The sequence below is a fragment of the Catalinimonas alkaloidigena genome (genome assembly GCF_900100765.1).
GTDB lineage: Bacteria > Bacteroidota > Bacteroidia > Cytophagales > Flexibacteraceae > Mooreia > Mooreia alkaloidigena.
Map to the genome: position 1 here is coordinate 102,807 of NZ_FNFO01000002.1, position 25,607 is coordinate 128,413.

23 protein-coding genes are annotated in these 25,607 nt (G+C 56.6%); 7 read left to right on the forward strand and 16 right to left on the reverse strand.

Features of this window, described 5'->3' with window-relative positions; genetic code table 11:
• Positions 1 to 14: 14 nt before the first annotated feature.
• From BLR44_RS03865 to BLR44_RS03875, 3 genes are all read right to left on the reverse strand, one after another.
• The gene (locus BLR44_RS03865; protein WP_089679411.1) at positions 15 to 863 is read right to left on the reverse strand and encodes an arsenite methyltransferase; all 849 of its coding nucleotides are present in this window, start codon (positions 861 to 863) and stop codon (positions 15 to 17) included.
• A 106-nt stretch (positions 864 to 969) separates the two neighbouring features.
• Positions 970 to 1,296: an ArsR/SmtB family transcription factor gene (locus BLR44_RS03870; RefSeq protein WP_089679414.1), complete on the reverse strand. Its 327-nt coding sequence runs from the start codon at positions 1,294 to 1,296 to the stop codon at positions 970 to 972.
• A 258-nt stretch (positions 1,297 to 1,554) separates the two neighbouring features.
• Positions 1,555 to 2,373 (reverse strand): ZIP family metal transporter, encoded by an 819-nt coding sequence (locus tag BLR44_RS03875; RefSeq protein WP_089679417.1) that lies wholly within the window; start codon positions 2,371 to 2,373, stop codon positions 1,555 to 1,557.
• Positions 2,374 to 2,697: 324 nt separating this feature from the next.
• On the opposite strand from BLR44_RS03875, the gene BLR44_RS03880 reads away from it, so the two are divergent.
• Positions 2,698 to 4,056: a tetratricopeptide repeat protein gene (locus tag BLR44_RS03880; protein ID WP_143017096.1), complete on the forward strand. Its 1,359-nt coding sequence runs from the start codon at positions 2,698 to 2,700 to the stop codon at positions 4,054 to 4,056.
• Positions 4,053 to 5,798 carry an OmpL47-type beta-barrel domain-containing protein gene (locus BLR44_RS03885; protein WP_143017097.1) on the forward strand — a complete coding sequence of 582 codons (1,746 nt, stop codon included), beginning with the start codon at positions 4,053 to 4,055 and terminating at the stop codon, positions 5,796 to 5,798. The genes BLR44_RS03880 and BLR44_RS03885 overlap by 4 nt, the downstream gene beginning before the upstream one ends.
• Here the strand turns inward: BLR44_RS03885 and BLR44_RS03890 are convergent, their stop codons facing one another.
• The 4 genes from BLR44_RS03890 to BLR44_RS03905 form a co-directional block, all read right to left on the reverse strand.
• Complete coding sequence (locus tag BLR44_RS03890; RefSeq protein WP_089679425.1) at positions 5,799 to 7,394, reverse strand: DHA2 family efflux MFS transporter permease subunit; 1,596 nt, start codon at positions 7,392 to 7,394, stop codon at positions 5,799 to 5,801.
• Positions 7,395 to 7,485: 91 nt separating this feature from the next.
• The gene (locus BLR44_RS03895; protein WP_089679428.1) at positions 7,486 to 8,616 is read right to left on the reverse strand and encodes an HlyD family secretion protein; all 1,131 of its coding nucleotides are present in this window, start codon (positions 8,614 to 8,616) and stop codon (positions 7,486 to 7,488) included.
• Between the two features lie 23 nt (positions 8,617 to 8,639).
• Positions 8,640 to 10,001, reverse strand: coding sequence for a TolC family protein (locus BLR44_RS03900; RefSeq protein ID WP_089679433.1), 1,362 nt, complete (start codon positions 9,999 to 10,001; stop codon positions 8,640 to 8,642).
• A 4-nt stretch (positions 10,002 to 10,005) separates the two neighbouring features.
• Positions 10,006 to 10,611: a TetR/AcrR family transcriptional regulator gene (locus tag BLR44_RS03905; RefSeq protein ID WP_089679436.1), complete on the reverse strand. Its 606-nt coding sequence runs from the start codon at positions 10,609 to 10,611 to the stop codon at positions 10,006 to 10,008.
• A gap of 237 nt (positions 10,612 to 10,848) precedes the next feature.
• Here BLR44_RS03905 and BLR44_RS03910 point away from each other — a divergent pair, with 237 nt between their 5' ends.
• Positions 10,849 to 11,700, forward strand: a complete 852-nt coding sequence (locus BLR44_RS03910; RefSeq protein ID WP_089679443.1) for an aldo/keto reductase — start codon at positions 10,849 to 10,851, stop codon at positions 11,698 to 11,700.
• Between the two features lie 68 nt (positions 11,701 to 11,768).
• Here BLR44_RS03910 and BLR44_RS03915 read toward each other — a convergent pair whose 3' ends face one another.
• The 4 genes from BLR44_RS03915 to BLR44_RS03930 all read right to left on the reverse strand — a co-directional run bounded on the left by BLR44_RS03915 (position 11,769) and on the right by BLR44_RS03930 (position 15,500).
• A complete protein-coding gene (locus BLR44_RS03915; RefSeq protein ID WP_089679447.1) occupies positions 11,769 to 12,257 on the reverse strand; it encodes a vitamin K epoxide reductase family protein in 489 nt (162 codons plus the stop codon).
• A gap of 53 nt (positions 12,258 to 12,310) precedes the next feature.
• Entirely contained in the window at positions 12,311 to 12,625 is a 315-nt protein-coding gene (locus BLR44_RS03920) for a DUF202 domain-containing protein (protein WP_089679450.1), read from the reverse strand.
• Between the two features lie 76 nt (positions 12,626 to 12,701).
• Positions 12,702 to 13,694, reverse strand: a complete 993-nt coding sequence (locus BLR44_RS03925; protein WP_089679453.1) for a bifunctional methionine sulfoxide reductase B/A protein — start codon at positions 13,692 to 13,694, stop codon at positions 12,702 to 12,704.
• A gap of 120 nt (positions 13,695 to 13,814) precedes the next feature.
• Positions 13,815 to 15,500, reverse strand: a complete 1,686-nt coding sequence (locus BLR44_RS03930; protein WP_143017098.1) for a hypothetical protein — start codon at positions 15,498 to 15,500, stop codon at positions 13,815 to 13,817.
• Between the two features lie 154 nt (positions 15,501 to 15,654).
• On the opposite strand from BLR44_RS03930, the gene BLR44_RS03935 reads away from it, so the two are divergent.
• Positions 15,655 to 16,290, forward strand: a complete 636-nt coding sequence (locus tag BLR44_RS03935; RefSeq protein ID WP_143017099.1) for a hypothetical protein — start codon at positions 15,655 to 15,657, stop codon at positions 16,288 to 16,290.
• On the opposite strand, the gene BLR44_RS03940 is transcribed toward BLR44_RS03935, so the two are convergent.
• The 5 genes from BLR44_RS03940 to BLR44_RS03960 all read right to left on the reverse strand — a co-directional run bounded on the left by BLR44_RS03940 (position 16,287) and on the right by BLR44_RS03960 (position 22,079).
• Positions 16,287 to 17,261 carry a GSCFA domain-containing protein gene (locus tag BLR44_RS03940; RefSeq protein WP_089679462.1) on the reverse strand — a complete coding sequence of 325 codons (975 nt, stop codon included), beginning with the start codon at positions 17,259 to 17,261 and terminating at the stop codon, positions 16,287 to 16,289. The genes BLR44_RS03935 and BLR44_RS03940 overlap by 4 nt on opposite strands.
• A 136-nt stretch (positions 17,262 to 17,397) precedes the next feature.
• Entirely contained in the window at positions 17,398 to 18,015 is a 618-nt protein-coding gene (locus BLR44_RS03945; RefSeq protein ID WP_143017100.1) for a hypothetical protein, read from the reverse strand.
• Positions 18,016 to 18,261: 246 nt separating this feature from the next.
• Positions 18,262 to 18,828 (reverse strand): hypothetical protein, encoded by a 567-nt coding sequence (locus BLR44_RS03950; protein WP_089679470.1) that lies wholly within the window; start codon positions 18,826 to 18,828, stop codon positions 18,262 to 18,264.
• Positions 18,829 to 18,839: 11 nt separating this feature from the next.
• Entirely contained in the window at positions 18,840 to 21,485 is a 2,646-nt protein-coding gene (locus BLR44_RS03955; protein ID WP_089679474.1) for a serine/threonine protein kinase, read from the reverse strand.
• 12 nt (positions 21,486 to 21,497) lie between these two features.
• Positions 21,498 to 22,079, reverse strand: coding sequence for a sigma-70 family RNA polymerase sigma factor (locus tag BLR44_RS03960; protein ID WP_089679477.1), 582 nt, complete (start codon positions 22,077 to 22,079; stop codon positions 21,498 to 21,500).
• Positions 22,080 to 22,381: 302 nt separating this feature from the next.
• On the opposite strand from BLR44_RS03960, the gene BLR44_RS03965 reads away from it, so the two are divergent.
• From BLR44_RS03965 to BLR44_RS03975, 3 genes are all read left to right on the forward strand, one after another.
• Positions 22,382 to 23,419, forward strand: coding sequence for a mechanosensitive ion channel family protein (locus tag BLR44_RS03965; protein WP_089679481.1), 1,038 nt, complete (start codon positions 22,382 to 22,384; stop codon positions 23,417 to 23,419).
• An 85-nt stretch (positions 23,420 to 23,504) separates the two neighbouring features.
• Positions 23,505 to 24,182: a response regulator transcription factor gene (locus BLR44_RS03970; RefSeq protein ID WP_089679486.1), complete on the forward strand. Its 678-nt coding sequence runs from the start codon at positions 23,505 to 23,507 to the stop codon at positions 24,180 to 24,182.
• Positions 24,179 to 25,549, forward strand: coding sequence for a sensor histidine kinase (locus BLR44_RS03975; protein ID WP_089679490.1), 1,371 nt, complete (start codon positions 24,179 to 24,181; stop codon positions 25,547 to 25,549). Before BLR44_RS03970 ends, BLR44_RS03975 begins: the two co-directional genes overlap by 4 nt.
• Positions 25,550 to 25,607: the final 58 nt, after the last annotated feature.

Consider the following 25,607-nt stretch of genomic DNA (forward strand, 5'->3'; position numbering starts at 1 on the left):
AGGTAAAGTCGAGGTTAGTTGCAACAATCGGGACCACAGCAGCTTTTCGCTTCGGCGGGGCGCTCGGCGTAGACCGTCACGCTGTAGATGCCGAGGTCGGACTGGCGGTAGTGGGCCAGTTCTTCGTCGGAAAGGTAATTTTTTAACAGTTCGTCGGGCAGAACAATCTCCCGGTCTTTCTGGACCTGAATGTTCGTGAATCCTACTTTTTCGATCAGGCCCAGGTACGCGTCTTTGTCGATGGCTCCCGTAACGCACCCCGCATACAGTTCGGCTTCGCGTTGCAGCCCGTCGGGCAGATCGCCTTTCAGTACTACGTCTGAGATGCTGAAGTGACCTCCTGGTTTCAGGATGCGGAACGTTTCGGCGAAGGCCTTCTCCTTGTCGGGCACCAGGTTCATCACGCAGTTACTCACCACCACGTCGGCCGTCTGGTCGGGGAGGGGCATCGCTTCGATTTCGCCCAGCACAAATTCCACGTTCGTGAAGCCGAGTTTCGCGGCGTTGGCCTGCGCCTTGGCAATCATGGGTTCGGTCATGTCGAGGCCGATCACCCGTCCGGTTTCGCCCACTACCGAGCGGGCAATGAAGCAGTCGTTTCCGGCCCCGGAACCGAGGTCGACCACCGTCTGGCCGGGCTGGAGCTTGGCGTATTCGGTAGGCAGGCCGCAGCCGAGTTTCAGGTCGGCGTCGGGGTTGTAGCCCGCCAATTGCGTGTAATCTTCCGCGAAAACGGTGTAATCGGACGGGGCCTCTTCCGGACCACACCCGCAGGCGGGGCCACAGCAACGGTCAGTGGTTTGTTCCGCGATTTTTCCGTACTTCTCGCGGACGAGTTGGCGCAGGGCTTCTTGATTTTCCATGATATTGATCGTTAAAATGTAATATTACGATGTACTGGGCTGTAAGTTTGGGCGGTGACGATTTGTGCGGGCTAATCAGCGTGAGGGTATCCGATCCGGTTTTCCGTTAGCAACACGTGGTGGTGGCGAACGAGCCGAAAAGCTGGTTGAGCATGGCCTGGGCGGCGGACCAGTTTTCTTCGTGAATGCAGTAGCAGATTTTGGGGCCTTCCACTTCGCCTTTGATCAAGCCGATGCGCTTGAGTTCCTTCAGGTGCTGCGAAATGGTGGACTGCGACAGGGGCAACACGTCGACCAGATCGCCGCAGATGCAGGTCTTCTGGCGGATCAGTTCCTGCAAGATGGCCACCCGGGCCGGATGGGCCAGGGCCTTGGCGTATTCCGCAATCTGGTTCTGCTGTGCGTTAAAGACTTCCGATTTCGTAATGCCCATGATCTTAAATGTAATAATACAATATTACGATAAATAGGCGCTGAGTCAAGCGATCGACGATATTTTTATCAAAAGCTTCGTTAACCCCCTTTTCCATAAGCCAGTACACTCTGAAGTGTGAAGTGTGAAGTGTGAAGTGTGAAGTGGTGCGGTGACCGCCTGAAACATCCGACCTTTAACCTCAAGTACACCTTACATCACCACATCACCACATCACCACATCACCACATCACCACATCACCACATCACCACACGCACTCACCCCAGCGCCACATCGAGCATCATCATCACCGCAAAGCCCAGCATGGCCCCGATTGTTGCGATGTCGGTGTTTTCGTCCGACTGCGACTCCGGAATCAGCTCTTCTACCACCACAAAAATCATGGCCCCGGCGGCAAACGACAGGGCGTAGGGCAGGAGTGGTTTGATGGCGATGACGGCCCAGGCCCCCAGCACCCCGGCGATGGGCTCCACGAAGCCCGACAGTTGCCCGTACCAGAAACTTTTGAACCGCGAAAAGCCCTCGCGCCGCAGCGGCACGGCCACCGACACGCCTTCCGGGAAGTTTTGCAGCCCGATGCCCAGTGCCAGGGCAACGGCCGCCCCCAGTGTGCTGCCGCCCACGTCGCCGTCGGCCAGTGCGCCGAACGCCACGCCCACCGCCATGCCTTCCGGAATGTTGTGGAGCGTAATGGCCATGACCAGCAAAATGCTCCGGTGCCAGCTGGTATGAATGCCCTCCGCTTTTTCGGGAGGGAGGTTCAGGTGGAGGTGCGGGATGATCTTGTCGATGCCGAACAGAAACGCGCCTCCCGCCAGGAAACCGACCGTAGCCGGGACCCAGGGCGTGCCGCCGGCCTGTTCGGTCATTTCGATGGCTGGTGCCAGCAGCGACCAGAACGAGGCGGCGATCATCACCCCCGCCGCAAAGCCCAGCATGGAGTCGAGCACCTTGCGGTTGATGGTTTTGAAAAAGAACACAAAGGCGGCCCCGAGCGCGGTGACGCCCCAGGTGAACAACGTCGCCAGCAGCGCCTGAACCACCGGGCTGAGCGCAATAAACCAGTCTGGAATCATGCAGTACGTTCGGAAGAGGGTAAAGGAAAAAAGGTTTCGGGTCGGTACCCCGTACCGCAAGGCAGGCGGGGAGTGCCCGACGGGGAATTTATGGATAGCAAAGCAAACAATTTCTGGACTAAAATATTGATTATGATGAATAAAATTATCTTTATTGTATTTCTGTGTTGTGCCAAAGTTTGTTTTCAACACGGACAAACGACTCAATAACGATTTCGTCCCCAAGGGGTTCGGAATCATCCAACAAAAGCCTTGATTTCGCTGTCTTTCAACCGTAAACAGCCGGGCTTCTTTCATAGCCTGATCCTCTTATTCCCATCCTGTATGCGCCTTTTTGCCAGCCCCCTGCACTACCGTTGGATCGGCACGTCGCTCCTGCTGTGGCTTTTGGGGCAAACGGTGTGTGCGCAAATGGCCCTGTCGCGGCAGGACAGTTTCCAGGTCGCTCAGTCCGAAGCGCAGGCGGCCCGGTACCGCGGCCTCGGCGATTTTCGGGAAGCTTCTCACCACTTTAACGACATCGCGATGATCTACTGGAAGCACAGCCAGTACCAGCGCGCCATCGACTATTACCTGCAATCGCTGTCGCTCAATGCCCAACTCAACAACGAAAACGGCATGGCGATGATCAACAGCAACCTGGGCATGTTGTATGCCGACGTGCAGCAATACGAAAAAGCAGAGGAGCACTTTAAGCGTACGCTGGAAGCACGTAAAGCGGCGGGCGAACGCATCGGGCAGATTTCGGCGCTCTACAACCTGGGCGTGGTGCTGAACCGGCTGGCGCGCTACGACGAGGCCATCGCACGGCTGGAAGAAGCACTGACGCTCGCCAAGGAATTGAGCAGCCCCGAAGAGATCCGCAGTTGTTACGGCATGCTGGCCGAAACGTATTCGAATGCGGGCAATGCCGAAAAGTCGCTCCAGTATTTTAACCTCTACCGCAGTTTCCACGAGTTGGTGCAGCGCGACAAAGAAGAAGAGCAACAGCGCGAAGTGGAAGCCGCCAAGCTGCGCGCCGCACTGGCCGAAAAAGAAGAGCAGCTCAAAAAGTTTCAGTTGCAGCAAACCGAAGAAGCCCTGGCCACCACCGGCGCGGCCCTGCTGGAGACCGACTCGGTCAACCTGGATCTGCTGAAGGGCCTGAAGGGGCGCGAACTGGAGATTGCTTACCTGGAAAAAGCGCAGAAAATCAACAACCTGGAGCGGGCAATGGCCTCGCAGGAGCTGATGCTGCTGAGCACCCAACTGAAACAGGACCGGATGCTGTTGTGGGGCGTGGCGATTCTGGCACTGGTGGTGCTGGTCTACTCGTTTTTTCTGTTCCGGGCCCACCGGCGCGTAACGGCTCAGAACAAACTGTTGCAGGCACAGCAAGCGGAAATCGAGGCGCAAGCCCGGCGCATTCGGGAAATCAACGAGGGGCTGGAGATCAAGGTTCAGGAACGGACCGCCGAACTGGAGCGCCGCAACGAACAGCTCTCGGAGCATCTTTACCTCAATTCACATAAACTACGTGCGCCGCTGGCCCGCATGCTGGGGCTGGTGCAACTGTTGCAGGCCACCGCCCTGAACAAGGAAGAACAGCGGCAGGTAGTAAAAAGCATTGGTTTTACGGCCCGCGAGCTGGATTCGGTCACGCACGAGATCAATACCAATCTGGCCAATAACTTCTCTTCATGACACCACGCTACTGCTGTCCCGCCTTTTCTTCCGCAACGTCTTTCCTGCACTACGCCGGCTTCTTGTGGAGCGGATTTTTGCTGTGCACTCTGGGGTGGGCGCAAACGCCCGCCGCGCCTACGGCCCGCACCTACGTCGATAGCGCCGGGCGCTATTTTCAGCAGGCGGCCTTGCCAGTGTACCTGTTTGTGGCCGCCACCCCGGACGGCCGTAACGCCACACCTCTGGCACAGAACAACGGCGGTGTCGAGCCGATGTACCTGGACGGGCACGGCAAACACCTGATTCGGCACCACGACGCCGACCATCAGGAATACGTCGCCTTCGAAATTTATGCCGACGGCTACGCCCCTCAGACCAACGCTTCTTTTTCGGGCGCGCCCACGCACCGCTCGGGGCAGAGGGTTTACTACGGCCCCGGGCTTTCGATAGCGCTGGCTACGACCGACGAAATGTCGGGGGTGCAGGCCACCTATTTCTCGATGGACGGTAAGGGGTACCAGCCGTACCAAACGGCCTTGGCAACGTTTGCGGAGGGAGCGCATGCGTACACCTATTACGCTACCGATCGCGTAGGAAATCAGGAAGCCCCACACACCGCGAATTTTACCGTTGATCTGTCTGCGCCCCGTACGTTCCACAACATCACCGGCTTTTCGGCGGATAGCATAATCTCGTCGGCTTCGAAGATTTACCTCACCAGCGAAGACAACCTGGCGGGCATCGCTGCCACCTACTACCGGCTCGACAGCCTGCCCTGGAAGCGCTACGACGGACAGGGCGTGCCGTTCACTTTTCTGGAAGATGGCCCGCACCGCCTGACCTACTATTCGGAAGATCAGGTCGCTAATCGGGAAACTGTGAAGTCGGTTTCGTTTTACTATGACAAGACCGCACCCATCATCGCCTCCGACGTGCTGGGCGACCGCTTTGTCGCCAACGGGCAGGTCTATTTTTCCGGGCGTACGAAACTGAAACTGACTGCCGTAGACAACAAGTCAGGCATTAAGGAAGTGAAGTATTCGATCGACAACGCCCCGTTCACCGACTATGAGGAGCCGTTTTACCTGCCCAACCGGCCCGGCCTGCACGAGATCCGATTTTATGCGCTCGACAACGCCCAGAACGAAGGCGGCAGTGGCCGGCGCGACGACCCCTACGCCCGCTTTAAGCTGAACGTCAGCCGCGTGTACGTGGACCTGACCGGGCCCAAGCTCACCCATCAGTTTCGTGGAAAATCGATCAGCATCGGAAAAACAACCTTCATCGGGCCGACGACCGACGTGGTGCTGACCGCTTCGGACGACGAGTCGGGGCTGCAATACATCGCCTATGCGCAGGACCAGCAGCCCGGCGAAACGCGGTACGAGCAACCGTTCCAGGTCACGCAGCACGGGCCGCACCAACTGGCGCTGTTCGGCTACGACAACGTCAACAACCGCAACCGAAGCGAACTCGACTTCACAGTCGATGCCCATGCGCCGGAAATCTCCGTGAGCTACAGCATTGGGGCCGTGGCCGAGAACCAGTATCCCGCACTGGTGTCGGTTTTTCTGGCCGCGACCGATCAGGATACGGGCATCGACAAAGTCTTCTACCGACTCAACGGTGGCAGCGAAAGAACGTACGCAGGGCCGCTCAGCGGCTTCAAACCCGGCCAGACCTACACGCTCACCATCCGGGCTGTCGACCGGGTCGGAAACGAGGCCACGAAAGAAGTCAGCTTCGCGACGGCGGAGTGATCAGTGTGCGTTCATCGCCTCGCGCGAAACGGCCCCTTTGGGTTTGTCCTGCCGCAGAATGAGGACGAACGGCACGCAGACCACGAAGAAAATCCCGATGCCCAGAAACACGTCCATGTACGACAGCAACGCGGCCTGCCGGGTGATGGAAAGGTCCATCAGCTTCTGCGCCTGTTGCAGGGCCTGATCGGCCGTAAATCCCTGCGTCCGGAAATTTTGCGCCATCATTTGCAGGCGTTGCGTCACCTCCCAGTCGTACGGCGAAAGTTTGGGCAGCAGGTCGACCCGGTGCTGTTGGTTCTGGTGGTTGATGTACGTGCTGATCAGTGCCACGCCGAACGAACCGCCGAGCTGCCGCATCATCCCCGTGAACGCCGCGCCCTGCCCGATCTCCTTACCGTGCAGCGTAGACAGCGACAGGGTCGAGGTCGGCACGAACAAGAAGCCCAGCCCGAACCCGCGTACCATCAGGGGCCAGAACAGGTCGTCGCTCGACGTGGAGGGCATGATCAACTGATACGCCCACAGGCTGTAGAGGAAGAAGATGGAAAAGCCCAGCGCAATCAGGTACTTCTGCGACACGCCGCGTTGGATGATCTGGCCGACCACCGGCATCATAAAGCCCGTCGCCAACGAACTCGGAATGAGTAACATGCCCGATTGCAGGGCGGTCCAACCCAGCGAACTCTGCGTGAAAATCGGGATGACGAACGTGGAGCCGAACAGTCCGAAGCCCAGCACGAACGAGAGCACCGAGCCAATGGCCAGGTTGCGGTTTTTCAGTACCCGCAGTTCCACCACCGGATTGGGCGTGACCAGCTCGCGCCAGACGAAACAGTAAATGCCCAGGAACGCCAGCACGGCGAACAGAATGATAAGACCACTGTCAAACCAGTCTTCTTCTTGCCCGCGCTCCAGAATGAACTGCAACGACCCGACGGCCACGATCAGGAAGAAAATGCCCAGCCAGTCGACTTCCGAGGCTTTGCGCTTGCCGCCGTAGTGCGGACTGCGGATGTAGGTCAGCGTGAGCAGCGTTGCGATGATGCCCACCGGTACGTTCACGTAGAAGATGTAGGGCCAGGCGTAGTGGTCGATCAGGTAGCCGCCCAGCGGCGGACCGAGTGTCGGGCCGACGATCACGCCCAGCCCGTAGATGGCCTGCGCCATGCCCCGTTTTTCGGGCGGATAGGCTTCCGTGATGATCGTCTGCGAGGTGACCAGCAGTGCACCGCCACCCAGACCCTGAATGAACCGGAACGCGACCAGTTCCCAGATGTTGGTGGCGTTGCCGCACAGGAACGACGCCACCGTAAACAGCACAATGGAGGCGGCGAAGTAGTACCGCCGGCCGAACTGCTGCGACAGCCAGCTCGTGAGCGGCACGATGATGACGTTCGCAATGGCGTAGGCCGTGATGACCCAGTTCACATCGGTCAGCGTGGCGCCCAGGTTGCCGCGCATGTCGGTCAGGGCCACGTTGACGATGGTCGTATCGATGATCTCCAACAGCGCACAGGTAATGGCGGTGATCGTGACGATCACCCGCCGGAACCCGTACTCCACCGTGGAGGGGGGCGAAAGGGTAGCTTGCATGGTATCGCATTACCATGTACAGATCGACCCACGTGCTGACAGGCAGCGCTAGGGCACGCTGTACATGGTTGTTTTAAATCTGCAATGGAGGTTAGTTCAGGTGTACGTCCGCTTCCACGTTCATGCCCGCACGAAGCAGCTGCATCTTCTCGGTGGTATCGGTCAGGACGATTTTGACCGGCACCCGCTGCACGATCTTCACGAAGTTGCCGGTCGCGTTGTCGGGCGGCAGCAGGGAAAACTTCGCGCCCGTCGCGGGCGAGAACGACTCCACTTTGCCGTGAAACTCCTCGCCGGGGAAGGCATCCACTTCGATGCTTACTTCCTGTCCGGGCCGCACGTTTTCCAGTTGCGTCTCTTTGAAATTGGCGACGACCCATTTTTCATTGTCGGCCACCAGCGCGAAGGCCGTTTGCCCGGCCTGCATCAGTTGACCTACCTGTACGTTGCGCCGCGATACCGTGCCATCTTCCGGAGCGGTAATCCAGCAGTAGCTGTGTTGCAGCTTGGCCAGGTCCAGTTCGGCTTTCCGCTGCTCCACGACCGACTGCGCGACCGAAATGCGCCGTTCGGCGGCGGTTACCTCAGTGCCGGCGGCGACAGTCTGGCTTTTGGTCGCATTGTACTGCTGCTCCAGCCGTTCCAGGTTTTTGGCGGCGGCTTGTTGCGTGGCCTGAATTTGTTCGAACTCCCGTTGGGTGACCGAGTGGTCTTTGATCAGGTTCTGGTACCGTTGCAGGTCCTGCGTGGCGCGGTTGTAATCGACGCGGGCGGCCGCCAGGGCGGCATCGGCGGCGGCGACGTTGGCGCGCACGGTTTGCAGGTTGGCGGTCGCCGAAGGCACGCCCGACTGGCTCACGTCGAGGCTGGCCAGCGCATTGTCGTACGCCGCCTGTGCGTTCATCACACGAATCGAGGTTTCACGGTCGTCGAGCACCACCAGCGTATCGCCTTTGTGGACGTACTGGTTATCGTCCACGCGTAGCTCTTTTACGTAGCCCGACGTGCGGGCAATGACCGGACTGATGTTGGCTTCGATCTGCGCATCGTCGGTCGTTTCGTGGTGCAGGCCGTGCACATAACGGTAAATACCGAATACGGCGCCCAGCGCCACCAGGACGCCCAGGATGATGCCGAAATACGGTTTCTTTTTGCGCCCTTTCTCCTCAGTAGCCGGGGCGGTTTTGTTGGCAGTTGTGTTGGATTGAACGGTCGTTTCCATTCGAGTCTCTAGTTCAAAAAGGGTTAGTAGTTCAGATTGCCGCTGGCTTTTTGCAGCGTATAGTAGGCCACAGCCGCCTCGGCGCGGGCACTGGCCAGGTTAATTTGCGTTTGCAGGAGGGTGACGTCGGCTTCGAGCAGATCGGTCAGCAGCACCAGACTGTTGTCGTACTTGTTTTTGGTGATGCGGTAGTTTTCCTGTGCCTGCGTAATGGCCTTCTGGCTGATGCGAATCTTTTCCAGACTCTGCTGGTAGTCGAGGAAAGCCTGGTTGATTTCGGATTTGACCTGATCAGAAAGGGCTTCGTAGGCCCACCGGGCTTCGGCTTGTTGGGCCTGCGCTTCCTGAATTTTGTGCCGCGAAAACAACGCCCCGCTCAGACTATAGTTCAATCCGACGCCCACGTTCACCACGTTGGTGAGGGCGATCAGATTCGGAATGTCGGCGTTGACGTACGCGCCGGTCAGGGCCAGCGACGGATAGCGGTCGCCTTTGGCAGCCCGCACGCCATACGCGCCCGACTGCGTGCGCATCTCGGCGGCTTTCAGGTCGTCGCGCTGCGATAGGCCATTGGCAAACAGGCCGTCGAGCGTGACGCTTTCCTGGGGGAAAAACAGGGCTGTTGTATCAAGCGCCAGGGGCTGCGTTTCCGGCAGTCCCAGCAGCAGATTCAGGTTGTAGTTGGCTACCTTCAGGTTGTTGTCCACGCCCGACAGCGTCAATTGCACCTGGGCTTCCTGCAATTCGGCACGCAGCAGATCGTTGCGGGCGATGACGCCATTCGCCTCCAGCCCGGTAAAGTCAACCACCCGTTGGTGCGCCTGTTCCAGGTTGTTCTGCACCAGCGTGCGCGTCTGTTGCAGCGTATAATATTGGTAGAGCGCCTGCAGCACCTGCAGGCTCACCTCGTCGCGCGTGGCCGATGCCTGAAAGGCCGCCGCTTTTTCCAGAAACTCGGTCGAGGTAATGGCATTGCGGATTTTGCCGCCGGTAAACAGGGGCTGTGAAGCCTGCACCTGTGCGAGCATCAGGCTGTGTACGTTGCTGAAACTCAGCCCCGCCAGCGGCGAACTCCCGCCTTCCTGTCCGGCTGGAGGGGCCGTTTTCAGGGAGACATGCGGTTGCGTCAGGTACAGGTACGTGCCGCTCAGCCCTACGTCCGGCAGCGCTTTTTCGCGCGCCTGTTCGGTTCGCGCCTTGGCGGCTTCGGCCCGGCTTTCGGCCATTTTTAGCGTTTTGCTGTGGGCCAGGCCCAACTGCACGGCACGTTCGGGCGTAAGCGGCCCCTGCCAGGAAAGCGTATCCAACGGCTGTGCTCCCACCAGGAAGACAGGCAGCATCAGCATCCCGGCCAGCGAGATGCGGAATCGGTTCAGAAGAAACATGGAATTAGAGTAGATACTTTCGTAATACGTTCTGTAAATGTTGAATCAGGCGCTGTTTGAGCATGGCTTCTTCGTCAGCAATCAACGTGTTGGTCAAGTGACCCATAAAGTTTTCGTTCGACGCCTGATTAATGGTCCCGTACAGCGTGCAGAGCGTCAGCTCCACATCCACCGGCCGGAAATGCCCCTGGTCAATGCCCTGCCGGATCATGCCCCGCAGCGTTTCCACGTTGCGAAACAGCACGTCCGAAATGCTGCTGTGCAGGGCCGAGCGCTGGCTCATGGACAACTCGCGGTACATCATGTGGTGGAAGCCCCGGTTGCTGAAGACCTTCTCCACGTAGAACTCCACCACGCGGTCCATCTTTTCGATCGGCGTCAGCCGCTCGTCCTGCTGGATGTCGTGCAGCCGGAGGCGCGTGTATTCCGCGCGCTGCTGAATCAGCTCTTCGAGCAACTTCTCTTTCGACCCGAAGTAATAATTGATCATGGCCAGGTTGACCCCGGCTTTTTCGGCGAGCTCTCGTACGGTGGTGGCTTCAAAGCCTTTGTGGCGGAAAAGTTCTTCGGCAGCCACGAGAATGAGCTCCCGCTTTGTGGTTTCGCTCATACAAGTGTGGGTGGGACTACAAGATTAAACGTCTGTTTTAAACAAGCGTTTAATTTCCAGATTAAAATTCGATTAAGAAAAAAACAGGCATCTCGCTGGCCCCCTCTTTTCGCAGAAACCAGGCGGTAGAAAGGACTAAGTAGCTGAAAGCGAAAGGCTTCTTAGCGACGAAGCCACAACGCATCTAACATCTGTACGTACAGCAAAATAGTTATTTCACTTTTTAACATGTACGCTATGAATCGCGCAACCACTTTTCAAACGGACTTTTCTTTTCCCGACGGCCTGACCATTCGCCGGCTGGGTTTTGGGGCCATGCGCCTCACCGGCAAGGGCATCTGGGGCGAGCCTCGCGACCGGGAGCAATGCAAACGCGTTCTACAGATGGCCCTTGACTTAGGGGTCAACTTTATCGATACGGCCGACTCGTACGGACCGAACGTCAGCGAAGAAATCATTGCGGAAACGCTGCACCCTTACCCGGACGGGCTGGTAATCGCTACCAAGGGCGGTCTGGAGCGGGGCGGCCCCGACCAGTGGAGCCCCAACGGCAAACCTGAACATTTGCGCAAAGCGCTGGAAGGCAGTCTGAAACGTCTCCGCGTTGAACGCATCGACCTGTACCAATTCCATATGCCCGACCCCAACGTGCCTTACGAAGACTCGATCGGGACGCTGGTCGATTTGCAGAAGGAAGGAAAAATTCGCCACCTCGGCGTGAGCAACGTGTCGGTGGCGCAACTGAAACAGGCACGGGAACTGACCACCATCGTCACGGTCCAGAACCGCTACAACCTGGCCGACCGCTCGTCGGAAGCGGTGATGGAGTATTGTACAAAAGAAGGCATCGGATTCATTCCGTGGTACCCACTCAATACAGGAAAGCTGACGGAAGATGATCAACTGAGCCAGATTGCGCAGAAGCACAACGCGGAGCCGAGTCAAATCGCGCTGGCGTGGCTGCTGCACCGCTCGCCGATCATGCTGCCGATTCCGGGCACGTCGAGCGAAGAGCACCTCCACGAGAACATGAAAGCCACTGACATTGAGCTGTCGGACGAGGAAATGAAGGAACTGGAACGGCTCTAGCCGATCAGGTTGTTGAATAAAAAAGGCTGCTTCGCGCATTGGCGGAGCAGCCTTTTTCTGTTAACCACTCATTTGTTTTGTAGTCTTTCTCTCAGTTCTGCGAGGGCGAGGGGCGTCATCACGAAGTTGAGGGCGGCGCCGGTCAGGCAATAAAGGCAGGCTTTCTTCTGGACCGTGATCATATTTTTCAGATACAGGGCTGCGCCCACGCTGTTGAGCATCACCGTGCCGGCTAAGGCCACGTCGCTCCACAGCGGACGGCCGTGGGCAGCGTCCCCCTTGTAGGCCGCCAGCAGCATGTTCAGGGCATACACCCCGGCACTGATCGGGCCGTCGGGCACGCCGAACTGATACGCCTCTTCCGAAGCGTTCACGGCGTTGGAATCAAAGAGTTTTCCGGGTAGATCGGGCAGGCGACGGATAACGCCCGTCTGGTAAAGCGAGATGAGGCTGAAGTCGACCAGGCCCACCGCCGCGAGCAGAATCAGCCGCCGCCGACGGGTCAGGCTGGGCGATTGTTTGTGGCGTAGGGTATGAATCAGGGCAGAGAGGTTCATGGCAAGACGTTTTTCCAGAGTATACTCCACCACGACAAGGAAGTTGCAGCCGATCAGCTTTCCAGGTCGATGTCGTCGTAATACTTCTGCAAGCGCCAGGTCAGCAGCAGAAAGCGGGCGGTCCCGAACGTAAACGCCAGCGCGCTGGTCCCGAACAAGACGTAGCCCACCCAGGTCAGGTCCTCCAGCTTATCCATTTGCAGAAACGCAATGCCCGCCAGCACCATGTACAGGCTGGTGCGCACGTAGGTAAGCAGTGTCCGTTCGTTGGCGAGTTTGGTGCGCTCCAGGGCTAGGTAGTCGCGCAGACTGATTTCTTCCTTGTGTTCGAAGTCGGGTACCAGCGAAGGGAGTTTGAGTTTAGGCATGGCGTAGCATAAAACAGAAACGCTGCCAGGTAGACATTACCCGGCAGCGTAAAGGTAAAAGCCTGAGGGCTAAGCTTTATTCAGCGACAGAAGCTTTCTTCAGGCGGCTCTGGTACAGCTTCCGGAATTTGGCCAGTTTCGGCGAAATCACCGCCGCGCAATAGCCCTGTCCCGGATTGTTACGGTAGTAGTTTTGGTGATACGCCTCCGCTGGATAAAAGACCTCGAATGGCTTCACATCCGTTACGATTTTCTCCTCCAGATTAGGTTGTATCTCCTCGATGATCTTAAGCGCTTCTGCCCGTTGCATGTCGTTGTGCGTCAGGATCGTACTGCGGTATTGCGTCCCGACGTCGGCACCCTGGCGGTTCAGTGTCGTCGGGTCGTGCGTGGTCAGGTGAATCCGTAGCAAGTCCGCATACGAAATTTTCTCGGGATCGAAGGTGATCTGCACCACCTCCGCATGGCCGGTCCGGCCACTGCACACTTCCTTATAGGTAGGGTTGGGCAATTGCCCGTCGCTGTAACCGGACACCACGCTGGTTACTCCCTCCAGGTCCTGGAAAATGGCCTCTGTGCACCAGAAACAGCCACCTCCGAAGGTTGCTTTCTCCAACGTTGTAGTAGCTTCCACCTTTTGCAGCGCTACGGCATTCATGCAATAACGCAGGCCGCTTGGGGCCGGTCCGTCCGGAAAAACGTGTCCCAGGTGCGCACCACACGTGTTGCAAACCGTCTCCACCCGCTTCATGCCGTAAGCATTGTCGATGTGGTAAGCAATGGCATTTTCCTTCGCGGGTTGCGTAAACGACGGCCATCCCGTTCCGGACTCGAACTTCTCGTCCGAGTCGAACAACAGCGTATCGCAGCAGACACAAGCGTATTGACCGGGCTCGAACCGGCTGCACATTTCACTGGAAAAGGCCCGCTCGGTGCCCTTCTGGCGCGTGACGTAAAATTGTTCCGGCGTGAGTTGTGCTTTCCACTCAGCCTCTGATTTCTCGACTACTTTATCGGGTTTGGGGTTGCCCTGGTTGGCAAACCGGATGACATCAATCCAACGTAGCATATGTAAAAATTTAAAAATTCGTAAAAGTGAGAAGGGGCGTGCCCTCAGAGATATAAGCTAATTCTCTTCCTTCGGAATGAGTTGCTACCGCCATAACACCATTCGGCAAAGAAATGATTCCTACTCTTCCACGCGTCTTTTTACGCCCTTGCTCGATCTGGAAACTGTTCTGTAGATGTTCTTGATTTTTTCGTTTGCCGGTCCGGTAAACCAGGCATTAAAGGTCAGAATATCTCCATTATCGACCGCATTGACCAATGCCGCTCTCTTTGACTCAAGTTCTTTATTTGTACTGGAAAGATTGACGGTGAACGCTTGTGGATAAATTCTGCGAACGTTCATCGGCGTAGACGTTTGACCGGCGTGTTGCAGGGAAATCAGAGGGGCGGTATACGCGTAATAAAGAAGGGTTTCGTGTTCGGGTATGACCAGGACGTCCGGATGCGCTTCCAATACCCGGCGAAAGATTTCGACGTCATAAGGGTTGTTGGGATCGCCGTTCGAGTCCACATAAAATAGGGTACAGCCCCAGCGATCTTTGGCATAACTTATTTTATCAATGAGCAAATCGGCCACCGCCTTTGTGTCGATGAGTTGATCGGTCGTTTTAAGTTCTCTTTGTGCAGGCTTGCCTTTCCGGAAAGCGTTCAGGTCTAGGCGCTGCGGACGCAGGCAGACACCTACTTTAAAACCAGCATCCGTAAACTTTTTGAAGTAGGCATCGGCTACCTCTTCCATCTCTGGAGCGAGTTCTTTTACCAGACGCGGATCGCCTACATACGTATTAGGATGCCATGACTCTTCTCCTTCGATATCCCAGGTAATCATACCTTGGGCGTTCATGTCTTTCAGAATTTTAATGCTTTGATCGGCATACGCCAAAACACGCTTTTGGAACTCCGCTCTCCCTTCAGGAGTCGTGACGTTGATCTTTTTGTCATTCCACCATCCTCGTGGATTGGTGGGATACTTCTGGTTGGCGGTTGCTAAAAATAAAGTGCCAATAGGACGACGGTCCTCCCAGTTGAGTTGCATGGGATACGTCTTGGAGAAGGTTTCGTACACATCACTGGCCAATTGGTCAGGATCGTCTTTTTCGCCTCCGAAACGTAAGGAGAGGTGATACGTATCCGTTTTGCCCGGAGCAATGGGACGATCAATGTAAGGCAAACTGGTCGGGAGCCAGGGGTGTTTTCCCGTCAGAATCCATAGTGGAAACACCGTGTTCTTGGCGCGGTTGTTGGCCCAGGGAAACCCGATCAATAAGTCTTCTTTTACATCATTGTTTGTGAGCACAATTTTACCCCCTTGAAAGGTCAGAGGCTTAATGGACAACCCCCCTTTGTTAGAAGCCAGCATTACATTATTGCCCTTGTATTCTTCCGGTGGCGTGGGAAGCCGCAGGGCCATGATGTTTAATGTATGTGACTGCAACGTCAGGTTGGAGGTATTCTTAACAGAAACCTCAAGTGCTAACTCATTGCCTTTGGGCGTATACGTACAGGTGTAGGTTGCCCAGGGATAGACATAGCTCACTTGATTCTTGGCGACGTCGATCTTCTTTTCAAACGATTTTACTTCAGGTGAATCGGTTTTCCCTGTTGCAGCATCGAATAAACTGGCACCAAGTACTTTGAACTGGCCATTGTTCAAAAATTCCGTATCGCCATATTCAATGGACCTTATTCCTCGTTGTGGATCGATATTGATTTTTACCTCATCTTTTGGCGGATCAGCGTAGCCTAGCTGGCTCATGGTGAACAAGGTCAGAAAAAAAGCAAGTGTGCGTAGTCGGAGCGTATTCATAGCGATGTAATAATAAGTCAGCATACAACTGGCAAGCAGCGTGCCAGCTTGGTGCGTAATCCTTTTAAACTGTTTTACGTTTAGGGTGGGTAACGTGCAGGCTGTGGGTTGAACAGCGCAGTACAGGACTTTGCTTCTCTTACCTCTTTACGCAATGCGCACTATTCTGTTTAGTCTCTTGGTGGGTCTGTCGGTTGCATGTGCCTCCCGGGAAGCTTCCGACGAAGGAACAGACACCACACGGCAAGCGGCTACGGTCGCCCGTGAACCCCGCCCCGAGAGGCTGGTGGATTCCCTGCAGATCGAAGGGATGATGGAGCCCGTCCGCCTGCACCTGTACACCGCTCCGGAAGACTTTCCGCTGGGCTTTAGCACCTACCTACCAGAGGACATGTCGGCTGAGCCGGTAAGTTCGGACGAAGGCGATGCCCTCCGGCTGACGAGCAATCCGTCGGGTGAAGCCGACGGCCCCCAGGCGGGATTGACCTTCTTCGTGTTTCCGGAACGGACTTCTGAAGCCGAGGCAACCCAGAGGGCGCAAGAGGTCGCCACCGGGGGTGGGGAGACCTCGCCCGATACCTTGCCTACAGACCTGCCCTGGATGCGGGCCTTTTACCTTCACACTGCGCCGGGAGGAGCACACACCCGGAGCGTGCGCCTGGGAACCTACCAAGGTCGTTACTTTTATTTTATGGAGGAGTATCCGTCCGAAATGAGCGAGGGTTTTGGACCGCGTGTCCGCTTGGTGCTGCGCGAGTGGCGCTGGCAGGACACCGGCAATAGCCTTTAATGCAGTTGCTGGCCAATGTGGTGCAGTTCTGTACTGACGTCCACCGCGTGCGCCAGGCTTTGCAGTTTTGTATGCAATGAACGCAGAAATTGCTGATGCGCCGGCGAATCGGGCTGGAAGGGACGATGCGCCAGCGCTCGCCGGATGCCTTCCCACTCTTTTACAAAAGCCAGGGCCGATTCGCTCAAAAATGTCTGATCGAATTTTTCCCACACGTAAGCTTCTGCCATTTCGGTAGGATGAAGCAGGTCCGAACCGTAAAAGCGGTAGTCGCGCAAATCATCGATCAGGAGCTCATAGCTGGGAAAGTACGTGACGTAAGGGTGGCGTTCCTGCAACTGATGGGCGGCCAGCCGCAGCGTGGCTTTGCTCACGCTGTTCAGCGGAAGGGTGTCTTTCACGTGTCGAACCGGGCTGACTGTCAGAATCACCTCTAGGTCGGGCGCAAGTCGGCGTGCTGCTTGCAGGGTTGCAGTGGCGTCGTCCACAATCCGGTCTACCGACAGGAGCTCTTTCCGGAACTGCCGGGCCGGAAGTTTGTGACAATTGGCTACGATGGCTGGCGTATCCACACGTTGGTAGACAAACGCCGTCCCCCAGGTCAGCAGCAGGACGCGGGTCTGCCGCAGCCAATGGTGCATCTGCGCCACCGTTTCCGTTAACCGCTGGGCCAGTGCCTCGCGGCTCCCGGCCGTCACTTCCGAATGTGCATCGTAATGAAACCATTGTCCTTCGCGCTCCAGATACCCTGCCTCTGCAAAAGGCTGACGGTGCGCAGCGAGCTGCAACAGCCGGTGAAGCGACAGGGGATTGTAGACGATCCCGAAGGGGTTGTGCAGTACTTGAAATTTGTAGTCGTGTAGCCGCTGACCGAGGCGATCGGCAAAACACGACCCCAGCGACAGCAGAGGGTCGGCCAGCTGGATGCGGAAGGAGGCCGGTGACACCGGCAGTTCGGTGCGAAAATGCATCGGGAAAGATACAGTACCCAGCACGACTCTCGCAACCTGTCCGGCAGCTTCTGGCCGAGCCGCTATACAAGCAAGAAACGGACGAGCCGATCTGACGTCGGACCTGTCCGTTTTCTCAACGTATTCAGGACTACGCTTAGCGCTGTGGGTTTCGCTTACTTTCTGCGATAAGCGTATCGGGGAGGGAGGGCGTGTGGATCTGAACAAACCGTTGAGAGAGGTGCCGGAGGTCAATCGCTCGTTCGACGACGTGGGTGCCGACACGTAGCTTTAGCGTGTAAATGCCGGCTCGCATGCCTTCCATGTTGAACGTACGTATGTACTTGGGTGTCTTGACAAGGTCCAGCTGCATCACCCGGCCCTGCGCATCTTTTAGTTTGATGTAGACCCACTTCTTAGTTGGGTTTTCCAGCGCAATTTTGAACTTACAGGTACCGGGAATGGCGAAAATATTACTCTGCAATTGCTTAACCGAAGGGTCGAGCGGGGTTTCTGCGGGAGGTAACGCAAGCGCCCGTACGTGCTCGGAAACCAGTCGCCCTGCCACGTACCATGCGTGCAGGTCGTTCAGTGACCGCAGGGTGCGGGGCGTTAGCTTCAGGTAGCGTTCGTGCAGCGCCTCTTCATACATCAGGATGTCGTCCTTGTCAAAAAACTTAACGACCGTCCGGCGCTTGACAGGGTCGGTAAAGAGGCTCCAGTAGCCGCGGCCTGCGTCGGGATACACCCGGTGAACCTCTTTCTCTTGTGCCATCAGACTACTGGTGGTCTGGGCAAAAAGGGCGATACAAACCAGGAATTGTTTGCATGAGGGGGGAAGGGCGAGTGGGTACATAGGAGTGAGGGAGTTGAGTGGGAATCTTGTGCTTTTGTAAAGAATCACGGCAACTCACCCCGAATTGGCTCAGCACTCCTGTAGTATTTTTTAAGAGACAAAAAAACAGGCCGGGAGTAAATCCTGGCCTGTTTCAGATGGTCCATCCTTATAAACGTCTCTCTTTTATTTTGACGTTGTAGCCGCCGTCGGCTTCAGGTAATGCGCTTTTAGTTTGACTCTTCGGGCACGTGTCGTGTACATCGTCATCCTAAAGTGCCTGATATCTCCCTTTTGGTTCTCTACCGTCATGGTGTTGCTGAGGGCCGTGCCCCGTTGAGGAATGTCCATGTAAAGGATTACGCTGTCGGACGGAGTACCCTGGCACGCGATCGTTAAAGGAGATTCGCTCTTGTGCATGCCTTGCAATTGCAGTTGTTTCAGGCCATACGTATCGCTAACACGCAGCTTTACCTGCATGGGCTCATCGAGTTGAACAGAATCTTTTTTGAACTTTATACTGCCCTTCTTTTTCATATGGTGGTATTGGAAATTGATTCCCCCGATCAGAATGGCCTGGGGGCTACACCTTTTCAGGCAACTGTCGTCAGGACACAGGCATGGGGATAGCTCAAATTCGACGGTATCCGGGGCGTCAAAGGTCGCATCCTGACCTAAAAGCATAAAAAAGTTTGCGAAGTACAGGGCACAAAGCAGCCCCCAGCGACAAAAGAAGGCAGGAAGATCGTCCATGTGTATGAGGTTTAGAGGGAAGGAATTTGTTGACGGCAGAAATCAGCCGGGGCGAGCTGACCGGTTAACTTGTACACTTGAATTGCATCGTGTAAGGCGAGTCGGTAACGGTTGTGTTTTTCGCCGAAAACCTCTTTGATGATCGGGAGGTGGCTTTGCACCAGTGTATCGGCGGGGAGGGAATCGCCCAGCCCGGCCAGTGCTTTGGCCAGGCGCAGGTTGCATATGCTCTGCAAAACGGGCATTTCTGGGCGGTACAGGCGGTACAAGCAGATGCTTTCGTTGGCAGCAATTTGTGCCTCTGCGTACCGTGCCATGCGTACGTAAAGGTCCGTCAGGGTAGCATAAGAGGTTCCCTGAATGTAATGACCCTCCGGAAAAAGCTTTGTGAATTGTGCAGAGGCACGATTCAACACGCGTTCGGCTTCGAGCGGATCGGAGGCCGGATCGTTGGTGAGAGAAACCCCCAGATTTTGCAGGGCTTTGGCGAGGGGGAGGCTCGGATCTCCGAACTTCGCCTCGTTGGAACGCACCAGACTTCGCAACAGTGGGATCGATTCATAGTAACGGCCTTCGTATTGCAGCATCAGCGCGTAGTTCTGTAAGTTGAGTTCGGTTTCCTGATGGTCGGCGCCTAGCGTACGGGTTAGCAACCGATCTGCCCGCTTGAAATGCGGCTCGGCTTCTTTGTCACTCACCAAACTCAGCAGATACGCCAGCATACCTAGTTGCACGGCGTAGTGCGGGGAATTTTCCCCGTACTGTGCTGCACTTCTGTCTACCAAAACTTTCTCTTGTGTAATGGCCTCTTGAATTTTTCCGGCTTCTGCAAGCAGGTGAATGCGCATCGTCATTACATCCAGGTATTCGGGCAATTCGGGAGAGGAGCGTAGGGTCGATACCGCTTTTTCGATGACAGAATCGGCTGCTGCCGGGCGGTGCTGCATGGTAAATACTAAGGCGAGGTACGATTGCCCTACGGCCTGTTCTACCTCTTTTTCCGGCAGATAACGACGGTAAAGTTGCTCGCCCTGGCGGAGGTAGTGCTCGGCACTGTCCAGATTGCGGTCGCGAAACCCCATGCCACGGAGGGTCAGTACCTCTGCCATGTGTGTGCTGGTGGCACCATACAAACGGCCCACCAGCATTTCGCGCTCTTGGCCCACCTGATCGGCTTCTTCAAACAACTCCAGGTTCAGATACGCTTTCTGGAGTAGGGCCAGAAGCGCCGCTTTGATTTCGGGTTGCCGGGCAAGTGTGTCCGAAATGCGCGTGTACTGTGCGTCTAAAAATTGCCGTACGGTGAGTTGTCCCGGGTCTTCTACGTGTAAAGGACCGTAAGGATCGAGGCTGGTGAACATATCGCTCAAGACGCCCTGCATAACCTGTGCCCGGTTGCGCTCGGCAGTTACCTTTTCTGTATAGAACAAGCTGAACCCCAAGAGTAGCAGCAGGAGGGTACTGCCGGTGACTACGGCCGTCTGGTGGCGTCGGACAAATTTCTGGAGCTGATAGCCCCACGCATCGCCTCGCAGGGCAATGGGCAAGTGATGTTGGTAGCGATAGAGGTCGTCGGCAAGGTGAGCCACACTCTGATAGCGCCGATCCGGAGATTTGCGCAGGGCTTTCAGGGCAATCAGATCCAGGTCCGCTCGTAGGGTTCGGCGCAGTTTTGCGCCCGTCGTGCCCTGGGCGGCAGCGGCTTCGTCGGTCACCACGCGGCTGGGCGAGGGGAGGTCTTTTTCGAGGACCGCTTCTTCCAACTGACGGAGCGATCCGCCTGCAACGGCCTGTGCCGCCTGACCCGTCAATAACTTGTACAAAATAAGCCCTAACTGATACACATCGGTCGTAATGGTCACGGGCTGGCCCAGTACTTGTTCTGGGGCGGCGTAGTCGGGGGTGAACAGCCGCAGGCCCGTGCGCGTGTGCAACGCATCGGCCCCTGTTTCTTCGCCCAGCACTTTGGCAATGCCGAAGTCGAGTAGCTTTACTTCGCCTTCCGGAGTGACCAGCAGGTTGGAGGGCTTTAGGTCACGATGCACTACCAGATGCTGATGCGCGTGTTGTACGGCTTGGCAGACGGTAGTAAAGAGGGCGAGGCGTTGGGACAGGGCAAGCTGGTGCTGATCACAGTACCGGTCGATGGGTGCTCCATCCACGTATTCCATCACAAAATACGGCACGCCCTGCTCCGTAACGCCACCTCCGTAGAGCCGCGAAATGTTGGGGTGCTCCAGCCGGGCGAGGATTTGCCGTTCGTAACGGAACCGCCGGACAACTTCTTCGGTGTCCACCCCCCGTTTGATGACTTTCAGTGCGACCTGTTGCTCAAACTCGCCATCGACGCGTTCGGCCAGGTACACCACGGCCATGCCACCGCGACCCAACTCACGAACGATGCGGTAGGGACCTACCCGGTCGTGGGTTTGGAGGGGCGCAAACGGTTTTTCGTGCAGACTTCCGGCAACAGACTGGCGAAACCTTTGGAAGAAATGGGTAGCGGCATGTTCAGAATGCAGCAACCGCAGCAGTGCCGCGTAGACGTCGGGCGACTCTTCTTCCGTATGGCGGAGCAGGGTGTCGCGTTCAGGGCCTTCAAGCGTCAGAAGCTGTGTGTACAACGTCTCTAGTCGCTCCCACTCCTGTGCGTCCATGGTTGTCGCTCGTTATAAACCTGCCCTCCGCATTTCTTCGTACAGCCAGATGCGGGTCACCGTCCATTTCCGTTTTACCGTAGCGGGCGACAGCCCTAGTACCCCCGCAGTCTCCTCGATGGTAAGGCCGATGTAAAAACGGCATTCCACCAGCTTGCCCCGTTGCGGATCGGCTTGTTCCAGCCGCCGTAGCACGTCCTCCAGGCAAAGAATATGTTCTGACGTTTCGTCCGAAATATCAATGTCAAAATCCTGCAGGGAGAATTTGCGCACGTGGCCGCCCCGTTTGTTGCTCAGCTTCTGGCGGGCGTAGTCCACCAGAATGTGGCGCATCGCCTTGGCCGCTACGCCCATAAAATGCCTGTGACTCTGCCAGCCGGGCTGTTCTTGCTGAACCAGCTTCAGGTAAGCCTCGTGTACCAAGGCCGTGGTTTGTAGCGTCTCCGACCCGGTCACATGAAACCGGGCGTTGTGCGCTGCCTGCTTTAGTTGTTGGTAGACAACGGGGAAGAGTTGATCGTAAGCCACCCGGTCGCCTTCGTTCACCTGTCGTAATAGCTGAGTAACCAGCCCGGAAGCAACTACTTGTTCCATACCGCATCAAGAATTAAGTAGAGTTAAAGGGTGATCACTGTGTGTGATCGGCGGGGAGGAAAAATTGTAAAGTACCCGCTCTATGAGGCATCACGGAAACTTTCAACAGACTGGCTCATGAAGTGGTAAAATAAATATTATTTTAATGCATGTCAATCTATTTGGTTGGTTGTCAGGCAATTGTGTAAAATATAATTTGGTGCCAGGGGAGGAGACGCGCACCGTTCTGGCTGAGCTGGTGCGGCACGGATAGCCGCGGAACCATCGCTGCCCTTGACCTGATCTTTGTACTTTGGCACTCTATGAATGAACCTACTTCGTACAGCGACGATTTTATGCCGGACGACGAGCGCAAAACGACCGCTTCGCCGTCGCCCGCCGCCGCCTCCGCTGCGTCGCATACGGCCACCTGGCTGACCGTCCTGGGAGTCGGGGTGCTGGCCATCGCTTTCATCGTCATCGAAACCCGCCTGGTGTCTTTACCCGAAACGGCCGAAGGATTTGCCAAGAAAATTCTTCAGGGGGGCGCGTTGGCGCTGCTGTTTCTGGTGCTGCGTCGGCTCCTGAAGGGAGCGCTGTCGCGACAGGTCGTCGACGCGTCCGTACGGTTCAACCTGGAGCGGGTGCTGGACTTGACGCTGGGGCTGGTTCTGTTTTTTGTGCTGATGACGCTCCTGTTCTCCGACTGGTACACGGCGGCGGTGTCGCTTGGGTTGTTGTCGGTGATCCTCGGGTTCGCGCTGCAAACGCCCATCACGAGCTTTATCGGCTGGATCTACATTCTGGTGCGGAAGTCGTTTCGGGTGGGCGACCGCATTCGGGTGGGCGACATCACGGGCGACGTTATTGACCTGAGCTACCTGGATACGACCATTCTGGAGGTGCGGGGCGATTACCTGACGGGCGACCACCCGAGCGGACGGATCATTAAATTTCCGAACCTGACGGTGTTGAGCGAAGCGGTTTATAACTACACCACCATTTCGTACCCGTTCATCTGGAACGAGATCAAGGTGCAACTGGCGTATCAGAGCGACCTGGAACTGGTGACGCGCCTCATGACCGAAGTGGTGGAGCGCGAACTGGGGCCCGCCCTGCAGGAACGCCTGACCGCCTACCGCGATCTGCTGAACCGGACCATGCTGGGCGAAACGGCCTCGCCACTGGGGCCGCTGGTGTTTTTTACCGTCAGCGACAACACGTGGGTAGAAGCCATTGTGCGCTACGTGGTAAAACCGCACGAAGCCGAAACGGTCAAGACCCGGCTGATCCGCAAGCTGTTGCACGAACTCAACCAACACGACGAAAAAGTGCTCTTGCCGAAAAGCAACATGCGTTAGGCCACGCATCGCCGTTTGCTCGCCTGACGCGCGCCGGATATCATCATCAAAATTTCTTCAGAATTAACGCGTAAATTCGTTCGTTATGAAGTTATTACTGGTGGAAGACAACGCCGAATTGGGCGCTTCGATCTTGGAACATCTGCAGGAGGAAGGGTACATCTGCACCTGGGCGGAAGACTACCAGTCGGCCGACTACCGCCTGGGCGTTTATAGTTACGATCTGGTCGTGCTGGACCTCAACTTACCCGACGGCAACGGCCTGAAACTCCTCGACCCGATCCGGGTGCATCAGGCGGAGGCGGGGGTGCTCATCATTTCGGCACGGAACTCCCTCGACGACAAAGTGACGGGCCTGCGCGAAGGGGCCGACGACTACCTGACCAAGCCGTTTCACCTCGCCGAACTGTCGGCACGCTTGCAGGCGCTGGCGCGGCGGCGGCATTTCGGCAACAACCACGAACTGAACTGGGGGGATTTGCGCGTCGATACGCGTGCCCTGCAGGTGTGGTACGCCGACGAGCCCGTGACCCTCACGCGCAAGGAGTACGAACTGCTGCTCTACTTTCTGAGCAACCCCAATCGCGTGCTAAGCAAGGAGTCGATTGCCGAGCACCTGTGGGGCGACCACATCGACACGGCCGACTCGTTTGATTTTATCTATACCCACATCCGCAACCTGCGCCGCAAGCTCTCGTCGAACCGGAGCAGCCTGCCGATCCGGTCGGTGTACGGCATGGGGTACCAACTGCATCAGCCATGAAACTGATCACCAAAACCACCTGGCTGTACTTATTCATCATCACCCTGGTTCTGGCCCTGGGCGGGTGGTTGATCTACCAGGAAACCAGACAACGCACCGAAAAAGCCGTGGAGCGGTATTTCGCCTGGCGGATCGACCGGACGATGGGCTGGCTGGAACGGCACGAGGATGAAATCGATACGCTCGATTTTGCTCGCAACAACGCCGACAACCGGTCATATCAGGTGCGCTCGGGCCATTGGGCCAATCCGGGACCTGACCGCATTTTCGATACGCTGATGCGGGAAGAGCCGGTGATTGCCGGATGGAGCTCTACGCTTTCGCTCGAAAAGAACGTGCTCAGCACTCCCGAGCCGGCCGAGCCCGAACTGAAGCCTTACCGGGGCTTTCGGGGCATCCGGGAGATAAACGGGCGGCAGTACGAAATGCAGATCTACCGGTCGATGGAGCTGGAAAGTCAGATTCTGAACCAGACGGTCGCTACGCTGTCGTACGGGTTGGTGACGCTGACCATCCTTCTGTTGCTGTCGAGTTATCTGCTGTCGCGTTTTTTGTGGCGCCCCTTTTACCGGACGCTGGAAGTGATCCGCCAGTATTCGTTCCGGCAGGAGGTGCCCCTGCAACTGCCCGGTTCGTCGACGCACGAGTTCAACGAACTCAACTCGCTGTTCACGCAGATGACCGAGCGCCTCGAGCACGACTACCGGAACATCAAAGAGTATACGGAGAACATCTCGCACGAAATCCAGACGCCGCTGGCCATCATCCGTGCCAAAACCGAACACCTGATCAATAGCGAAAATGCCGATCCGGACAAGATGCGCAACCTGGGGTCCATCCACGAAGCCTGTTCCACGCTCTCGCGCCTGAGCCGGACGCTCAGCCTGATCAGCAAAATCGACAACCAGGAATTCAACAACGCGCAGCAGATCGAACTGAAGCCCACGGTCGAACAGACGCTTTTCCGTTTTAAGGAGCTGGCCGAACTGAAGGACATTGAAGTGACCGCCGAACTGGAAGAGGGCGTGGCCGTTCGGCTCGACCCGTATTTACTCGACCTGCTGCTGGGGAACCTGATGAAAAACGCCGTGCACCACAATTTCCACGGCGGTAAAATCTGGATTTCGTTACGGCCGCACCACTTTTCCATCGCCAACACTGGCGAGCCGCTCGACTTCGACCGCGAAAAGCTGTTCGAGCGTTTCCCCCGCAACGGTATGGGCTGCGCGCGCAACGGAGCCAACGGCCGCAGCCGGGCGTCGTTGGGATTGGGGCTGGCCATCGTCAAGAAGATCAGCGAGCTGAACAACATCCGCGTGGGCTATGCCTACGAAAAAAATCTCCATGAATTTAGCCTGAGCTTTTGAACTTCAGTTTTCCTTCAGAATGCTATCGTACTTTCGGGACATAAGCATTCAATAAAGC